This window comes from Paraburkholderia atlantica, assembly GCF_000092885.1.
Lineage (GTDB): Bacteria > Pseudomonadota > Gammaproteobacteria > Burkholderiales > Burkholderiaceae > Paraburkholderia > Paraburkholderia atlantica.
In genome coordinates this window covers 644,358-660,433 of sequence record NC_014118.1, presented here as the reverse complement: position 1 = coordinate 660,433, position 16,076 = coordinate 644,358, and the positions used below count along the sequence as shown (strand labels likewise).

At 66.1% G+C, this 16,076-nt stretch carries 10 protein-coding genes, 1 pseudogene and 2 riboswitches; of the genes and pseudogenes, 5 read left to right on the top strand and 6 right to left on the bottom strand.

What is annotated here, in order from left to right:
* Positions 1-13: 13 nt before the first annotated feature.
* Positions 14-1,105 carry a cobalamin biosynthesis protein CobW gene (cobW, locus tag BC1002_RS19030; RefSeq protein ID WP_274380054.1) on the bottom strand — a complete coding sequence of 364 codons (1,092 nt, stop codon included), beginning with the start codon at positions 1,103-1,105 and terminating at the stop codon, positions 14-16.
* 203 nt (positions 1,106-1,308) lie between these two features.
* Positions 1,309-1,586, bottom strand: a riboswitch (cobalamin riboswitch).
* Between the two features lie 80 nt (positions 1,587-1,666).
* A riboswitch (cobalamin riboswitch) is annotated at positions 1,667-1,927 on the top strand.
* A 244-nt stretch (positions 1,928-2,171) separates the two neighbouring features.
* Here cobW and cobA point away from each other — a divergent pair.
* The 5 genes and pseudogenes from cobA to bluB form a co-directional block, all read left to right on the top strand.
* Positions 2,172-2,897 (top strand): annotated as a pseudogene (gene cobA / locus BC1002_RS39555) (uroporphyrinogen-III C-methyltransferase); the annotation flags it as partial.
* A gap of 42 nt (positions 2,898-2,939) precedes the next feature.
* Entirely contained in the window at positions 2,940-3,395 is a 456-nt protein-coding gene (locus BC1002_RS39550) for a cobalamin biosynthesis protein (RefSeq protein ID WP_337999503.1), read from the top strand.
* Positions 3,392-3,994, top strand: coding sequence for a cob(I)yrinic acid a,c-diamide adenosyltransferase (gene cobO, locus BC1002_RS19020; protein WP_013091616.1), 603 nt, complete (start codon positions 3,392-3,394; stop codon positions 3,992-3,994). Before BC1002_RS39550 ends, cobO begins: the two co-directional genes overlap by 4 nt.
* A gap of 3 nt (positions 3,995-3,997) precedes the next feature.
* Positions 3,998-5,323, top strand: a complete 1,326-nt coding sequence (locus tag BC1002_RS19015; RefSeq protein WP_013091615.1) for a cobyrinic acid a,c-diamide synthase CobB — start codon at positions 3,998-4,000, stop codon at positions 5,321-5,323.
* Positions 5,307-5,966 carry a 5,6-dimethylbenzimidazole synthase gene (bluB, locus tag BC1002_RS19010; RefSeq protein ID WP_013091614.1) on the top strand — a complete coding sequence of 220 codons (660 nt, stop codon included), beginning with the start codon at positions 5,307-5,309 and terminating at the stop codon, positions 5,964-5,966. The genes BC1002_RS19015 and bluB overlap by 17 nt, the downstream gene beginning before the upstream one ends.
* 38 nt (positions 5,967-6,004) lie before the next feature.
* On the opposite strand, the gene BC1002_RS19005 is transcribed toward bluB, so the two are convergent.
* The 5 genes from BC1002_RS19005 to BC1002_RS18985 form a co-directional block, all read right to left on the bottom strand.
* Positions 6,005-6,619: a DUF4136 domain-containing protein gene (locus BC1002_RS19005; protein WP_013091613.1), complete on the bottom strand. Its 615-nt coding sequence runs from the start codon at positions 6,617-6,619 to the stop codon at positions 6,005-6,007.
* A 42-nt stretch (positions 6,620-6,661) separates the two neighbouring features.
* The gene (locus BC1002_RS19000) at positions 6,662-9,148 is read right to left on the bottom strand and encodes a CHASE2 domain-containing protein (protein WP_013091612.1); all 2,487 of its coding nucleotides are present in this window, start codon (positions 9,146-9,148) and stop codon (positions 6,662-6,664) included.
* A gap of 66 nt (positions 9,149-9,214) precedes the next feature.
* Complete coding sequence (locus tag BC1002_RS18995; RefSeq protein WP_013091611.1) at positions 9,215-10,642, bottom strand: FecR family protein; 1,428 nt, start codon at positions 10,640-10,642, stop codon at positions 9,215-9,217.
* Positions 10,639-11,379, bottom strand: coding sequence for a response regulator transcription factor (locus BC1002_RS18990; protein ID WP_013091610.1), 741 nt, complete (start codon positions 11,377-11,379; stop codon positions 10,639-10,641). Before BC1002_RS18990 ends, BC1002_RS18995 begins: the two co-directional genes overlap by 4 nt.
* 997 nt (positions 11,380-12,376) lie before the next feature.
* The gene (locus BC1002_RS18985; protein WP_013091609.1) at positions 12,377-15,895 is read right to left on the bottom strand and encodes a DEAD/DEAH box helicase; all 3,519 of its coding nucleotides are present in this window, start codon (positions 15,893-15,895) and stop codon (positions 12,377-12,379) included.
* Positions 15,896-16,076: the final 181 nt, after the last annotated feature.

Here is a 16,076-nt window from a genome sequence, read left to right as displayed (position 1 = left end):
GCTGGTGCGTCCGTTATGCCGTCGCGTTCGACGTCGCGCCGAGCGCCGCGTCGAACGCCTGTTGCAGCGCGGGTTGATCGAGGTCTTCGCCGATCAGCACGAAGCGGCTCAACGCGCCGTCGCCGTTTTCGCCCGCCTGCCAGCGCCGGTCGAAGTAGCTGTCGAAGCGCCGGCCCACGCCCTGGATCACGAGACGCATCGCCGCGCCCTGCAGCGCCGCGAAGCCTTTGACACGGTAAATCGCGTGGTTTTCGACCAGCGTCTGCAACGCGGCGAGCGCCGCGTCGCGCGACGGCACCGATGCCTGCACGACGACCGAATCGAATTCGTCGTGGTGATGATCGGGGTCGTCGGCGGAACCGTGGTGGTCGTGACGCAGATGGATCGTCTGTTCCGACGCCGCCTCGAGCCCCAGCAGCGTATGCAGGTCGAGCTGTCCCCGCTGCGCGCGCACGATCTTCACTTGCGGCGGAATCTCAGCGCGGATCGCGGCTTCCACTTCGTGCTGGCGCGCGTCGTCGATCAGATCGGTTTTGTTCAGAATCACCAGATCGGCGGCCGACAACTGGTCTTCGAACAGCTCGTGCAGCGGTGACTCGTGATCGAGATTCGGATCGGCCTTGCGCTGCGCATCGACGGCGACCGGATTATCGGCGAACTGGCCGCTTGCGGCGGCCGGGCCGTCCACCACCGTCACCACCGCGTCGACCGTGAAGCCATTGCGGATCTGCGGCCAGTTGAACGCCTGCACGAGCGGCTTCGGCAATGCGAGCCCCGACGTTTCGATCAGCACGTGATCGAGTTCATCGCGCCGTTCCGCGAGCTTCTCCATCACCGGGAAAAACTCTTCCTGCACGGTGCAGCACAAGCAACCGTTCGCGAGTTCATACAATTGCCCTTCGGTCTCGACGCCGTTTTCATCGCAACCGATACCGCAGCCCTTGAGGATTTCGCCGTCGATGCCGAGTTCGCCGAACTCGTTGACGATCACCGCGATGCGCTTGCCGCCCGCATGCTGAAGAATGTGCCGCAGCAACGTAGTTTTGCCACTGCCGAGAAAGCCGGTGACGATCGTGACGGGAATCTTGCGCAATTGAGTTTGCATCGTGAGGTCCATCCCTTTGCGTTGCATCGGTCTGCCGCAAAGTCCGCGCTTCGGCCTGCATCGGCTGGCGAATGGAGCGAATGAAGCACGCGCAACAGTACCAGCGATCACCAGACACGGGGACGAACGACGGCATTGCCGCGACAACGGAAATTCAGAAAGCGGAACTGAGGTCATGAACGCGCCGCCGCATCCCCGCGGCGGTCGTTCTGCTTCTTCGGGCCGGTATCCGGGCTGGCGAAAGCGCCGCTTCCCCTTCCCGGACGAGTGGTTTCTCGTCCAGTGGTGATATGTCGACGCGACCTTGCGCGAGGACATCGAAGCCGGCACCGCGGCGCCCGGCTATCAAGCCGGAACCGCTTTTCGCTTACCGTTGCGGGGACAGCACAGGTTAGCCGCTCTAGCGCAGATGGCTCCCTGTTTCCCGTTTAACTGCATGCGCAGGAACGCGCACGCGAGCACCCAAAGTGCGTGCGAGTGTAGGCCCGCGGCCTTGCGCAGTCAAGGAACGCACGGTGCCGGAAAGCGCCGCCGACGCTTATCCGGCAAGGCGCCATGTGCTATCGTATGCGCGCGTTTGGTGCCCGCACATGCGCTCGCGTGTGCAGTTAAACGGGAAACAGGCAGCGCCTCGTGCGTTCAACCTGTGCTGTCCCCGCAACGGTAAGCGACCTGCGGCGCGCGATTCGATTCAGCTTCGATTCCGCCGTGCCGCGCATGCGTTTTTTGATGCCACTGTCCTCGCGAATCTGCAAACCGGGACGGGAAGGCGAAGCGCGTGAGGCCGCCAGCCCGGATACCGGCCAGACGCGGAGGCGGCGCCGCATGCATCCGTGCATCAGGTTGCGCCGCCGGCCGCCGGAATCCGCGGGGAACGGATGTGAAGGCGTAGCAGCGCGGCATCGCGCGTGTCGTGGCGTTCTCTCTGAAGAATCCGCCGCGAACCGCACGAGTGGCCGCGCCCGGATTCGCTGTACCGCATGACCTCTATATTCACTGCCGCGTGCACCGTCGCGCGCCGCTTCTCTCCTCCCATCTCCGCATGGCATGCGCCATGCACGCCGCGATGACGCGCGCCTGGCTGATCGGCGCCGGTCCCGGCGACGTCGAACTGATGACGCTGAAGGCCACCCGTGCGCTCGCGCAGGCCGATGTCGTGCTGGTCGACGATCTGGTCAATCCCGACGTACTGCAGTTCGCACGCGCCAACGCGCAAGTCGTGTACGTGGGCAAGCGCGGCGGCCATCCGTCGACGCCGCAAGCCGATATCGTCGCGCAAATGCTCGGGCATCTGCACGCGGGGCGCAGCGTGGCGCGGCTCAAGGGCGGCGATCCGTTCGTGTTCGGCCGCGGCGGCGAAGAGTTGCAGGCGCTGCAGGCGGCGGGCATCGACGTCGACGTGATCAACGGCATCACGGCCGGCATCGCTGCACCCGCGACGCTCGGCATCGCGGTCACGCATCGCGATTACGCACAGGGTGTCGTGTTCGTCACCGGCCACGGCGCCGGCAGCGGCGAGCCGGACTGGGCCGCGCTCGCCGCGACGCGCATGACGCTCGTGATCTATATGGGCATGCGGCGGCTCGGCGAAATCGTCGGCGCGTTGCTCGCGGCTGGGATGTCCGCCGATACGCCCTGCGCGGCGATCGAATCGGCGACGCGACACGACCAGCGTCACGTGCTCGCGCCGCTTCGCGAGTTTGCCGAGGCGGTCGTGCGCGCGGGGCTCGGCTCGCCGGCGATCGTCGTGATCGGCGGCGTGGCTTCGCTCGCGCTTGCGCGTGAAGCGGCCACGCGCGACGGCCGGGTTGATCACGAACAAGCCGCGAGCGCGATCAAAACGCTGAGCGTCGGCATTGGTTGCCGCTTGCACAGCAATGCCGCTGACATCGAAGCCGCCGTGCGCGCAGCACTCGGCTCGAATGCCTTCGAGCAGATCGGCACCATCGCGACGATCGACACCAAAGCCAACGAAGCAGGTCTGCTCGAATTCTGTTCGCGCCATCAACTGCCGCTGCAATTGTTCAGCCGCGAGCAGATCGCCGCCGCACCGGTCGCGTCGCCGTCGGCGGCCGCGCGCGCGCATCTCGGTATCGACGGTGTGTGCGAGCCGTGCGCGTTGCTGGCGGCAGCGGCAGCGAACTCCGCGACTATCGCGCAAAACGCGCGTCTGATCATACGCAAGACGGTGCTCGCCGGCATCACAGTCGCGATCGCGGTGGCGAACGACACCGCACCCGGCGACGTACCGCCCGTCCATCACGCCCCTCAAGACCAGGACCCACGATGAAAACCGATCCCGAATCGCATCAACGCATGACCGAACGCCGCCGCGAAGGCCACGAAAAGAAGCAGGCCAGCGCGACCGTCGAAAAAGGGCTGCTGATCGTCAACACCGGCACCGGCAAGGGCAAGAGCACGGCCGCATTCGGCATGGCCGTGCGGGTGCTCGGCCACGGCATGCGGCTCGGCGTCGTGCAGTTCATCAAGGGCGCGCTGCATACGTCGGAGCGCGATTTCCTCGGCGCGATCGCGCAATGCGATTTCGTCACGATGGGCGACGGCTATACGTGGAACACGCAGAATCGCGAGGCCGACATGGCGACCGCGCGCAAGGGCTGGAACGAAGCGCGGCGGATGATCGAAAGCGGCGACTACCAGATGGTGATCCTCGACGAGCTGAACACCGTGCTGAAGTACGAGTACCTGCCGCTCGACGAAGTGCTCGCCGTGATCAAAGCGCGTGCGCCGATGCTGCATGTCGTCGTGACCGGACGCCATGCGCCCGACGCGCTGATCGAAGCCGCCGACCTCGTCACCGAAATGCGCGCGATCAAGCATCCGTATCGCGAACAAGGTGTGAAGGCGCAGCGCGGCGTGGAGTTCTGAGCGATGTCCGCGTCCCCCAGGCGGACTCGCCCCGCAGCGTGCCCCGCGCTGTTCATCAGCGCGCCCGCTTCGGGACAAGGCAAGACCACGATCACTGCCGCTCTCGCGCGGTATCACCGGCGGCTCGGACGTCGCGTGCGCGTGTTCAAGACCGGACCGGATTTTCTCGACCCGATGATCCTCGCGCGCGCGAGCGGCGCGCCGGTGCTGTCGCTCGATCTATGGATGGTCGGTGAAAACGCGTGCCGCAACCTGCTCGCGCGGGCGGCGCAAGAAGCCGACCTGATCCTGATCGAAGGCGTGATGGGCCTGTTCGACGGCACGCCGAGCAGCGCCGACCTGGCGACCACGTTCGGCGTGCCGGTGCTCGCGGTGATTTCCGCGCAGGCGATGGCGCAGACCTTCGGCGCGCTCGCGTTCGGCCTGGCGCGCTTCAGATCGCAACTGCCGTTTCATGGCGTGCTCGCGAATCGTGTCGGCTCGGCTCGGCACGCGCAGATGCTGCAGGAAGCGCTACCGGCCGAGTTGCGCTGGTGCGGCCACATCGCCGCGAGCGACGAGATCACGCTCCCCGACCGCCACCTCGGCCTGCATCAGGCCGATGAAATCGACGATCTCGAAGCGCGCCTCGAACGCGCGGCCGATACGCTGGCGTCGACTGCGCTCGTCGAACTGCCGCCGCCGGTCGATTTCGGCGCACCGTCGCCCGAGGTGCTGCCGCGTCTGCTCGAAGGCAAGCACATCGCGATCGCGCGCGACGCCGCGTTCTCGTTCATCTATCCGGCCAACCTCGCGCTGCTCGAAGCGCTCGGCGCGCGGCTCAGCTATTTCTCGCCGCTCGCCGACGAAGCGTTGCCCGCCGACACGCATGCGCTCTATCTGCCCGGCGGCTATCCCGAGCTGCATATGGCGGTGCTCGCGAGCAACGTGAACAGCGCCGCATCGATTCGCGCGCACGTCGAGGCGGACAAACCGGTGGTCGCCGAATGCGGCGGCATGCTCTACCTGTTCGACACCCTGACCGACACGCAAGGCACGAGCACGCCGATGCTCGGCCTGTTGCCCGGTCACGCGACGATGCAAACGCGCTTCACGTCGCTCGGCATGCAGCAGATCGACGGCATCCACGGCACGCTGACCGGCCACACGTTCCATTACTCGAAGCTCGCGACACCGCTCGCGCCGCAGCGCTTCGCCACGCGCGCGCACAGCGACGCGCCCGGCGAAGCGGTGTTCCGCGTAGGCCCGATTGTGGCAACCTATATGCACACTTACTGGCCCTCCAACCCGGCTTTCACGGCCGCCCTCTTTCATGGCGAAGCCTTTTGACGACTCCGAGCGCGACGCTGTCTATCGCGCGATTTACGAACGCCGCGACATGCGCCACTTCGTGCCCGATCCGGTCGATCCGGCAGTGCTGCGGCGTCTGCTCGACGCGGCGCATCACGCGCCGAGCGTCGGCTACATGCAGCCGTGGCGCATCGTGCGCATTACCGATGCGGCGCTGCGCACGGGCTTGCGCGACATCGTCGAGCGCGAACGGCTCGCCACCGCCGACGCGCTCGGCAAGCGCCGCGACGAGTTCATGAAGCTGAAGGTCGAAGGCATGCGCGACTGCGCGGAGCTACTGGTGATCGCGTTGATGGACGGGCGCGAGCGACACGTGTTCGGCCGTCGCACGCTGCCGGAGATGGACCTCGCGTCGGTCGCGTGCGCGATCCAGAACATGTGGCTCGCCGCACGCGCGGAAGGACTTGGGCTTGGTTGGGTGTCGCTGTTCGATGTCGGCGCGGTGCATCAACTACTGGCGATGCCGGAAGGCGCGCGACCGGTCGCGATTCTGTGCCTCGGCCACGTCGATACGTTCTACAGCGAGCCGATGCTCGAAACGGAGCGCTGGGCGAGCCGTCTGCCGCTGGCCGATTGCGTGTTCGAAAACCGCTGGCCACGCGGTGAGCCAGCGCAGGAATAACTGATAGGCACGGCCCCAGCGACTCGAAGCTGCGTTGTTTAGCGCTGCAGCGGCTTCATCGACTCGACGTTCGGCGCACCGCTCGCCTTGTCGATACTGAGCTTCACGCGCCAGTCAGCCGGCGCGTCGTACGGCAGCTTCGCAAGCGCGGTTTTCACGAGCAGCGGCAACGCATGCAACGGGTCCGCATCGCGATCCATGAACATCGCGCTGACCTTGTAGCGCTCGGTGCCACTCGCGTAGTCGAAAAAGCGCAGCGTCAGCGCATGCTGATACTTGCGCCCGAACAGCAGCGCGGTTGGACCGTCGCTGCCCGCGCCGCAATCGGCGGGCGCGCAATTCTCAGCGCCGATGCCGACCGACGCCGGCCGCGTGCTATACGCGATCGACAGCAAATAATGCGCGGGCTTGCCCGCCGTATCGACCAAGCCGTGTTTCGCCAACTCGTCGCGCAGCAGCTTTTCGACTTGCGGATGGTCGGCGCTATCGTCCTGTGACTGCGTGCGCGCGAGCGAATAGGTCGGCTCGCCTTGCAGCGCAACGGCGTGGTCGGCGTCGCTAGCGGAGACGGTGTGCACGTCGGCGCTGAGACCCGCGCAAGCGGTGAGGCTCGCCGCGGCCAGCGCGGCACAGAGGTGAGCGATCTTCGCCATTTTCTGTTTTCTCTCTAGTCCATCGAATAAATCGCAAGCGCATCAGGCGCGCGGTGCGCTCGTTTCATCTAGCGGCGCGTCGTCGAGCGCGGGCAGCCAGATCGTAAAGGCCGTCCCCTCGCCGGGCGCGCTGACGACCTCGACGCTGCCGCCGTGGCGCGTAACGACCGTTTTGATGAACGCCATGCCGAGTCCCGCGCCGCCCACTTCCGGCCGCTGCGCCTCGTGAAAACGGCGAAAGCGCTCGAATAGCCCGGCCTGCTGCTCCTTCGGGATGCCATAGCCCTGGTCGCGAATCGTGCACGCCACCCGAGCCGCGCCGCTGCCCGCGCGCCTGACCGCCGGTTGGCTCGCGAAGCTGCACACGATGCGCGTGTCGGGCGGACTGTACTTGACAGCGTTGTTCAGGATATTGACGAGCGCGCGTGTCATCAGTGAGCGGTCGGCGTAAATCCAGGGATCCTCGTAGGTGTCGCCGCCGGTTTCCGTATGCAGTGTGATGCGCTTCGCGTGCGCCTGCGGCCAGACCTCGTCGCTGGCATCGATGACGAGTTCGGTCAGGCTCAGCGGCTCGAGCACATAAGCCTGCGATTCGGCGCGCGCCAGTTGCACGAAGTCGTCGGCGAGCGTGAGCGCGCGTTGCGCGTAGCGTTCGATGCGCTCGAGCACGCTGCGCGCGAGCGCCGGCTCGGTCCGCGCGCGCTCGATCTCGACCAGCGCAATGATCGACGCCTGCGGCGAGCGCATGTCGTGCGACAGCAGCCGCAACGCGTCTTCGCGCTGACGCTCGGCCGCGTGCAGCGCCGACACGTCGACGAGACCGGCGATCCAGCCGGTCGTCTCGCCCTGCGCATTGGTGCAGGTCGCATAGCGCAGCAGATGGTCGCGCTCGTTCGTGTCGCGCACCTCGACACCCTGCGCCATCAGCGCCGCGAACTCGCCGCGCGTCGGATCGAGGGGCGCCGGCCAGTGCGCGTGCGCGTACACGTTGCGCTCGTTATCCGAGGCCGCGCCGGCATCGATCGTCTTCACGAGTGTGAGACCGCCGAGCACCCTCTGCATCGGCTGGCCCTCGGGCATCGGTGCGCCGAGCCGCGCGAAATGCGCTTTCGCCGCGTGATTCGCGATCAGCACGACGCCGCCCACATCGCTGACGAGAATCGGCTCCGGCATGCTGTCGAGGCTGTCCCACACGAAGCGCTTCATGTCCTGCACCCGTTGCGCGGCCTCAGCCATCAGCGCCATGTGCTGCGCGAGCACGTCGCCGCCGAACTCGCGGCGGCGCTTCGGCGTTTCGGGCAGCAGATGCGGCTCGTCGGCGAGACGTTGCAGCTCCCCCCGCAGATACGCCATCGTCATTTCGAGGCGTCGCCAGTTCCAGATCGGATAGACGATCACGACGCCGAGGATCGCCGGCACCGGCGACATCCACAGCCTGCCGCCGTACAGCAGCAGCGCGCTGCCGGCCGCGGCGAGCAGCACCAGCGCGCCGGTCAGCAACAGCGAGCGGCGCGGCGACAGCACGAGGAAGCCGGCGAGCAGCGCGGCCAGCGGCACGAGCGCCGCCGCGAACACGATCCATAGCGCGACCGGCTGGATCTCGCGGCCGGTCAGCAGCGTATCGAGCACGTTCGCATGGATATAGACGCCGGGCAGCGGACCGAGCTCGCCTGACACCGGCGTCGCGAAGCGGTCGTACAGACCGGACGCCGTCACGCCGATCACGACGATGCGCCCGCGCAGCTGATCGGCCGGCACCTTGCCGGCGAGCACGTCGACGAAACCGAACTTCTCGTAGTTCGCGGCATTCGGGCCGAACGGAATCAGGAAGCGGTCTTCGTGGCCGTCGTCGCTGCCGCGCGCGGGCTCATTCGAGCGACGCGGCGGCAGCCCGTTGCGCAGATGCAGCTTGCCGCGTTCGACCGCGTCGGCGACGAGCACCGTCAGTTGCGGCCAGCGCGAGTGCTCGTCGCCCTGGAAACGCGCGACGCTGCGCACGATGCCGTCGCCGTCCACTTCGAAATTGATGTGACCGAGCCCGGCTGCTGCCTGCGCGAGCGGCGTGACGGGTTCATCGACGGTGCGCTCGCCGCTCGCATCGGGCGGCGTCAGCAGCACGGGCAGATAGGTCGGACTCAGCGCGATGGCGTAGGCGAGCTGGGCGTCGTCGACGTTGGACTCGGTGAACAGCACGTCGTAGATCACCGCGGCAGGTTTGGCCGCGGCGAGCTGATCCAGCAACCGCGCATGCACGCTGCGTGGCCACGGCCAGCGGCCGAGCGCGTCGATGGTCGCGTTGTCGATCTCGACGACGACGAGGTCGGACAGCAGCGGCTGCTCACGCAGCTTCAGAAACTGGTCGTACACCAGCAGATCGATGCCCGTGCCGACTCGCCCGAACGACGTCAGCAGGATCACCACGAGGCCCAGACAGCCGACGCTGAGCCACTCGATCAGAAAGCGCCGGCCGGCCCGCCGTCCGAGACGGGCGCGCGGATCGAGGCTCAGTCGCGTAGAAGTGGCGGGCAAGGGACGATGTAGTCGGGAAACAGAGGACGGACCGGCCAGCCGGCCGGCCCCGAGAATCTACCAGCGTCAGCGCGCCAGCGTAAAGGAGCGGACCGGGCTGCTCTTTTCGTAGAAGCGGCCGTCGTCGAACTGCTCGGCGACGATCGTCCAGTAGTAGACGCCCGGCGGCAGATCGCTGATCACGAGTTCGCCGCCTGCCAGATCGATGCGATCGATCATGGGGTGCCTCAGATCTGCCGTTTTCGCGAGCACGAAGCGAAAACGCGTCGGCACGTTGCTGTGGCTGACGAACCAGCGGAACTCGTAGTCGTGGCTACCCGCGCGCTGCGCCGCAGAAGCGTCCAGCCCGAGTTGGCGGCGCTCGAACGCGTACACGTTCGGCAGACCGTCGAGGCCGTTGCTATCAGTCGACGCGACACGCACGAAGTACGTGCCGTCGGGCAGATCGCCGAAGTCGGCGTGCGGCGCACTCACACGTAGATCGCGCACCAGGTCGAGCTGATCGGCATCGTGCGAAATTTGCAGCCGATAGCCGACCGCGTGCTCTGCCGGGTTGACGTCGAACGCGACGGTGTCCCCGTCCTGCACGCGCGCCGGCCGCGCGAGCGAAGGCGCCGGCAACAACTGGAGTGGACTGCCGATCGCGCCGCCCGAGCGCGTGACGTTGCCGAAGCTTGCCTTGACCAGTTGCTCGGACGCCTGCAACGGCCTGCCCGGCGCCGGCGCGGCGCTCCGGCCGTGCTGCGCGGGCTGATCGACGCCGACCGCGCCGTCGAGCACGGCCACCGCGGTAGTCTGCGTGTCACCGTTGTAATCGACACGGAAGCGCGTACCGCGCACCCCGGCGACCACTGAAGGCGAACGGATCTGGAAGCGATCGTCGCGTCGCGTCGCATGCGTGACCTGGCTTTCGATCTCACCGGAACGCAACCGAAAAATGCGATCGGCCGCGCCGGTCAGCGTGATGTGCCGCAGTCTCTCGATATTGAGTTCGCCGTTCTGCGCGACCGTCACGTACGAGCCGTCTGGCAGCTCGAGCGTCGCGAAGCCGTTCGCGCCGGTGCGCAAGTGATCGCCTTCGGCAAGCGTTTCACCGGTCTTCAACGGCAGATAAGGGCTCGTGTCGAACGCGTGCTCGACCGGACCGCTGGTCGCGACCACGCGAGCCGTGTCGCGATCCTGGCGCAGCCTTTGGAACGGCAAACGCAGCACGATGCCAGCCGGCATGCGGCGCGGCGCGGGCACGTGATTGAGCCGGCTCAACAGCGCCCAGTCGGCGGGGTCGGCCATGTAGCGGGCGGCGATCTCGTACAGCGTGTCGCCTTCGTGCGTCGTGTACGACGCGTAGACCGGCAACGCCTTCGCACCGGTCTTGCCGCGCACGGGCTGCGCGTGCGCGCTCCAACTGGTCGCGCCCGTTGCAATCAGACAGGCCGCGGCAAGCCACGCGGCGGCGCGGCGACCGGACGCTGCCCCACCCACGCAGACCGTCACGCCTCCCCCGCTTCTTCAGTGGGTTCGTCGTCGGCGGTAGGTGGTGTGTCGGCTTCGATCCGCTCGAGGCGGTAGCCATAGCCGTAGATCGGCGTGAGCCGATAGCCTTGCTCCGGGCGCAGACCGAGCTTGCTGCGCAACATCGACACGTGGGTGTCCATCGTGCGCGACGGGATGTCGGTGGCCTGCTTCCAGATCACGTCGAGAATGTGTGCGCGTGACAGCGGCCGGCTCATATGCTGGAACAGCAGCAGCGCGAGCTCGAACTCTTTCTGCGTGACGGAGACCGGCGTGCCGCGCACGACGACGTGCTTGGCGCTCAGATCGAACTCGAAGTCGCCGAACACTTCCCTGGTTGTCGGCGGCTTCAGGTAATAGGCTCGCCGCAGCAGCGAGCCGACCCGAGCGAGCAGCACGGCGCCCGACACGGGCTTGACGAGATAGTCGTCCGCACCGATGTTCAGAATCGAAGTGATGTCGGTTTCGCGGCCGCGGCTGGTCATGAACAGCACCGGCAGGCGCTCGGACAGGCTTTCGCGCACCCAGCGAAGCACTTCTTCGCCGGACATGTCGGGAACGTTCCAGTCGAGCACGAGCAGATCGAATGTCTGGCGGCGCAACTGGCGCACGAGTTCACGCCCTGCGCCATACGCGTGACAGACGTGTCCAGCGGCGGATAGCGTTTGACACACAAGGTCGGCCTGAGCCGAATCATCATCGAGGACAGCAATTCTCATAACACCCCACTACGTAACAGCACCTTTCGCGGCTGACGGCCGGCGAACCGGCTGACGACCGGGATGACGACATAGCGCCGCCGATCCGGCTTCCCATAAAATTCCGGCTGCTACTTTCTGACTAAAGGTCCCTCGCCGTACCCCCGCCATGACGCTGGTTTCGTGAAGCTGAAATCAGCGCATAAATGTGATTTCCTTAGCGATTATGCAGGGCAGATCATGATAATCGAAAACCCTCTTTCATCCCGCTTACCGTGTACCGGCAATCCGTCGCGAAAAACCCTAATTGAAAACGATTGAAACGCTTCTTAGGTTTCTCCGGTCTGCCACCACTGCGAGGCACCCCGGACGGACGTCAGACTGCGGACCGCAGATCCTTGCTGCAGCGGCCTTTCGGGGATGTCCGCTTATACGCTTTAAGATTCCTTTCAGGTACTCTTATTTAACAATTGCGAGTTCAGTATAAGAATAATCTCAGAATAATTCGTTTAAACATTGTTAGATTTCGTCTCGAACGAGTTGTCATTTGATGCAATCATCATGGTCGGCCGCGAGACGCAGCCTGTTTTTGTTCGACTGCTTCACATGGATGACCAATGCGATGACGCAATGCGTCATGGATCGTCGGCGCGTGATGCCGAGCGCCAGGGTCGCGGGCAAAAAAATGCGGCGTTGCCCCTGTTGAAGCAACGCCGCCCAAAAAACACTACACACGCTCGCCGGGGTCTAACCGCACGAGTAACGTCACGTTAGCCCTGCGTGAAGCGCTGCTCAAGATGAAAGAAATTCCTTTGTAACCGCTGCCAAAGCAGTAATTACACATCGTTCGCAATCGTCCGACGCGCAAGTCTTATACAGCGCGAGTTCGAAATTGGTATGAGTTGAAGCCTTCCTTCGGCGGCAATTTACATACACAGACGTTTTGTTACAGTCCGGCTCCCTTTGATGTTGCTGCAGCGCATCAGATTCCCGACTCAGGCGACCGCGCCTCTCGCGCTCACCTCCCGCCCTCGATTTCCGGCATCGGCGCGAACAGCGCATCGAGATCGTCGTCCGAGAACTTCGCGGCACCCGCCGCGTCTTCCGCGAGAATGCTGTCGGCGAGCCCGGCCTTGTGTTCCTGCAGCTCGACGATCTTTTCCTCGATGCTGCCGGCCGCGATCAGCTTGTAGACGAATACCGGCTTGTCCTGTCCCAGCCGATGCGCGCGGTCGGTCGCCTGGTTTTCGGCGGCCGGATTCCACCACGGGTCGTAGTGGATCACCGTGTCGGCGGCGGTCAGGTTCAGGCCCACTCCGCCCGCTTTCAGGCTGATCAGGAACAGCGGCACCTCGCCCTGCTGAAACCGCTCGACCGGCGTTACGCGATCGGTCGTATCACCCGTCAGCATCGCGTACGGGATCGCGGCCTCGTCGAGCGCCTGGGCGATCAGCGCGAGCATGCCGGTGAACTGCGAGAACAGCAGCACGCGACGCCCCTCCTCGATCAGCTCGGGCAGCATCGACAGCAGCAGATCGAGCTTGGCCGAGCGCATCGCGCGCTCGCCGCCGCCCGTCGCAGCGCCGTCAGTGAAGCCACTCGCGGTGCGCACGAGCCGCGGATCGCAGCACACCTGGCGCAGCTTCAGCAACGCATCGAGCACGATGATGTGGCTGCGCGCGAGCCCTTGCGCGCTGACCGCCGCGCGCACCTTCTGCTGCATCGCCGTGCGCACGGTTTCGTACAGGTCGCGCTGCGCGCCTTCCAGATCGACCGGACACACGATCGTCGTCTTCGGCGGCAGTTCCTTCGCGACCTCGTCCTTGCGACGGCGCAGCATGAATGGCCGGATGCGGCGCGCGAGCAACGCGCGGCGCACGTCGTCGCCGTTCTTTTCGATCGGGTTGCGCCAGCGTCGCGTGAAGTCCTTCTGGCTGCCGAGAAAGCCCGGCAGCAGAAAATCGAACTGCGACCACAGCTCGCCGAGATGATTCTCGAGCGGCGTGCCCGTCAGACACAGCCGATGCCGCGCCCGCAAGCCGCGAATCGCCTGAGCGGCCTTGGTGGTCGCGTTCTTCACGTACTGCGCCTCGTCGAGTATCAGCAGATGATAGTCGTGCTCAGCAAGCACCTTCTGATCGCGCCACAGCAGCGCATACGTGGTCAGGATCAGCTCGTGTTCGCCGATCTGCTCGAAGCGCTCCTTTCTGTGCGGCCCGTTCAGCGCCAGCACCCTCAGGTCCGGGGCAAAGCGGCGCGCTTCCTCGCGCCAGTTGTGCACCAGCGTGGTCGGCACGACGATCAGCGCGGGCTGCGTAAGTCGTCCCGCTTCCTTCTCCGCGAGAATGTGCGCGAGCGTCTGCACGGTTTTGCCGAGTCCCATGTCGTCGGCGAGCACGCCGGCCAGATCCTGTTCGCGCAGAAACTGCATCCAGTTCAGGCCTTGGTGCTGATACGCGCGCAGCTCCGCCTTCAGACCACGCGGCACCGGCACTTCGCGCAAGCCCGGTCCGGCTTGCAGACGGCGCGCGAGGTCGCGGATCGAAGCGTCGCCGCTGAACTGCCAGCGGCCGGTGTCGTGCAGCGCATCGAGGCGGCCGGCATCGACCGCGGGCACGCGCAGCGGCGCGCCTTCGGCAAGCGCGCCGCCAAGCGAATCGAACAGATCGACCAGCACCCGCACCACCGGCTTCAAACGATCGGCGCGCAACCGCAGGCGCTTGTTCTCCTCGGTCTTCAGCTCGATCGGCTCGTCGTCGCGGATGCTCTCCAGCGCGCCAGACAGCCAGCGCCGGTCGCGTCGGAACAGATCGGCAAGCAGCGGCTCGAGCCGCACGTTGCGCTCGCCGACGCGGATGCCCATCTCCAGATCGAACCAGCCGTCGCCGGCTTGCTGCGCGGTGCCGTCGATCGCGTCGATCTCGATCACGTTGTAGCGGAACTCGGGCGCCATCGTCACGCGCCAGCCCTTTGCGACCAGATCCGGTATCGCGTCGTTGACGAATTCGGACCACGCGTCGCTGTCGGGCAGGCCGAGCATCGTGTCAGGCAACAGACGCGCCGCCTGCATATTGCGCGTCGGCACCTTCTGCAGACCGGTCTTGCGCAATTCCAGCAAGCGCTTTTTCTCGGCGTCGTAGCGCCGGCGGATGTGAATCACGTCGCCGCCCGGCAGCGGCACGAGCGTCACGCTGCTGTCGGCGTTGATGCTGACGCCGTCGTAGTCGAAGCTCGCCGCGGCCAGTTCGACCGCGGCGGACTTGCGCTCCGCGGCTTTTGCTGCCTTCGCGGTTTTTGCGGTCTTCGCCGCTTTCATGCCCTTCGCCGTACCTGGCAGCGCGTGGCTGTTCAGCGTCAGCACGGGCACCGGCTCGACGTCGATCACGCGAATCGCGGGCGCGTCATGGGTCGGCGGCAGCGGCAGCTCGGGCGCGATCTCGCGCAGCACCGACGCGACGAGCGGCGCCTCGGCGAGCGAGATCGGCGGCATCGCGAGGTAGTCGGGCAATTGCTGGAACGGCAGCGACAGCGGTACGACGCCCGCCTCGTTGGCGACGCCGTCCACGTACCAGACCGGCTCGGTCGGCAGCACCATGCTCGCGCGCGGTTCGGTGCGCAGCACCGGGCGCAGACGCTCGTCGGCGAGCGGCTCCCATTCGATGCGGCCGGGCCGGTCGGCGGCGCGCGCGAGCGGTGTCGGCCCAGCTTGGCCCGGCGCGGTCCTGAAGTCGAAGAACAGGCGCCCGGTCGCGATCAGCTTTTGCAGCGTTTCCGCGCCGCTGGTGCCGCGCAGCACGAACTGGCCCATGTCCTCGCGCGAGCGGCCGAGCCACAGGCCGCGCAGAATCGACAGGTCTTCGTCGGACACGAAGCGCGGCTGCCTGAGCAGCGCGCCTTCGACGTCGCCCCAGCTGTCGCCGACTTCGACGATCACGCCGTCCGCGTCGCAACGCGCGCGATGCAGCACGACTTCGTGGCGCAGATGAAAACGCGACCAGTTGAGCCGATAGGCGAGCGTCTCCTTGCTCGGGGCCTCCAGCTTGCGGGCGGCATTTTTTTCGGCGGCGGCGTCGGCCGCGCGGGCGCGCGCGCGAAAACGTTCGAGCCAGCTGACCAGTTCGGGCCGCACGCCCGGAGATGAAGATGGAGATGGAGACGGCGCCGGCGGCGCGCCCGGGACCGTGATCCGTCGCCCGACGAACACCTCCGACGTGGCCGGATCGCTGTCTTCCTCGACCTGCGTGATGTGATCCATCTCGTCGTGGTAGTCGAGTTCCGCGAGCAGCAACGCCGCGACGTGCTTGCAATTGCGCCCGACCGGGCACGTGCATTCGCCTTCGGCCCACGGCGACCCGCCATCGGTCCGAAAGCGGACCCGTGTGCGGTAAGGCTGTGGCTGCGAGCCCTGCACGTCGCCTGACAGCGTCTCGCCCTGCCATTTGACGTTGCTGATCGCGCCCACCGAGCGCGCCTTGGCGACGGTCCGCTCACCGAGCCATTCGGCAATGCTGTCCCGATCGAAGAAAACTGACGACATCCGCGTGCATTCCTTTTCAAACCGGCGAAGGCAAGCGCGCGCGGGCCGAACCAGTACACCGGACGACGCTCGCTCGCGACGCCCGGCCGATTCTGTCCAGTTGCCATTTGCCTGTGGTAACCGGCCATTTTACGCGTTGGACGAAAATCGCTGGGCCGGCCGATCTGGTCAGTTTGGGAAC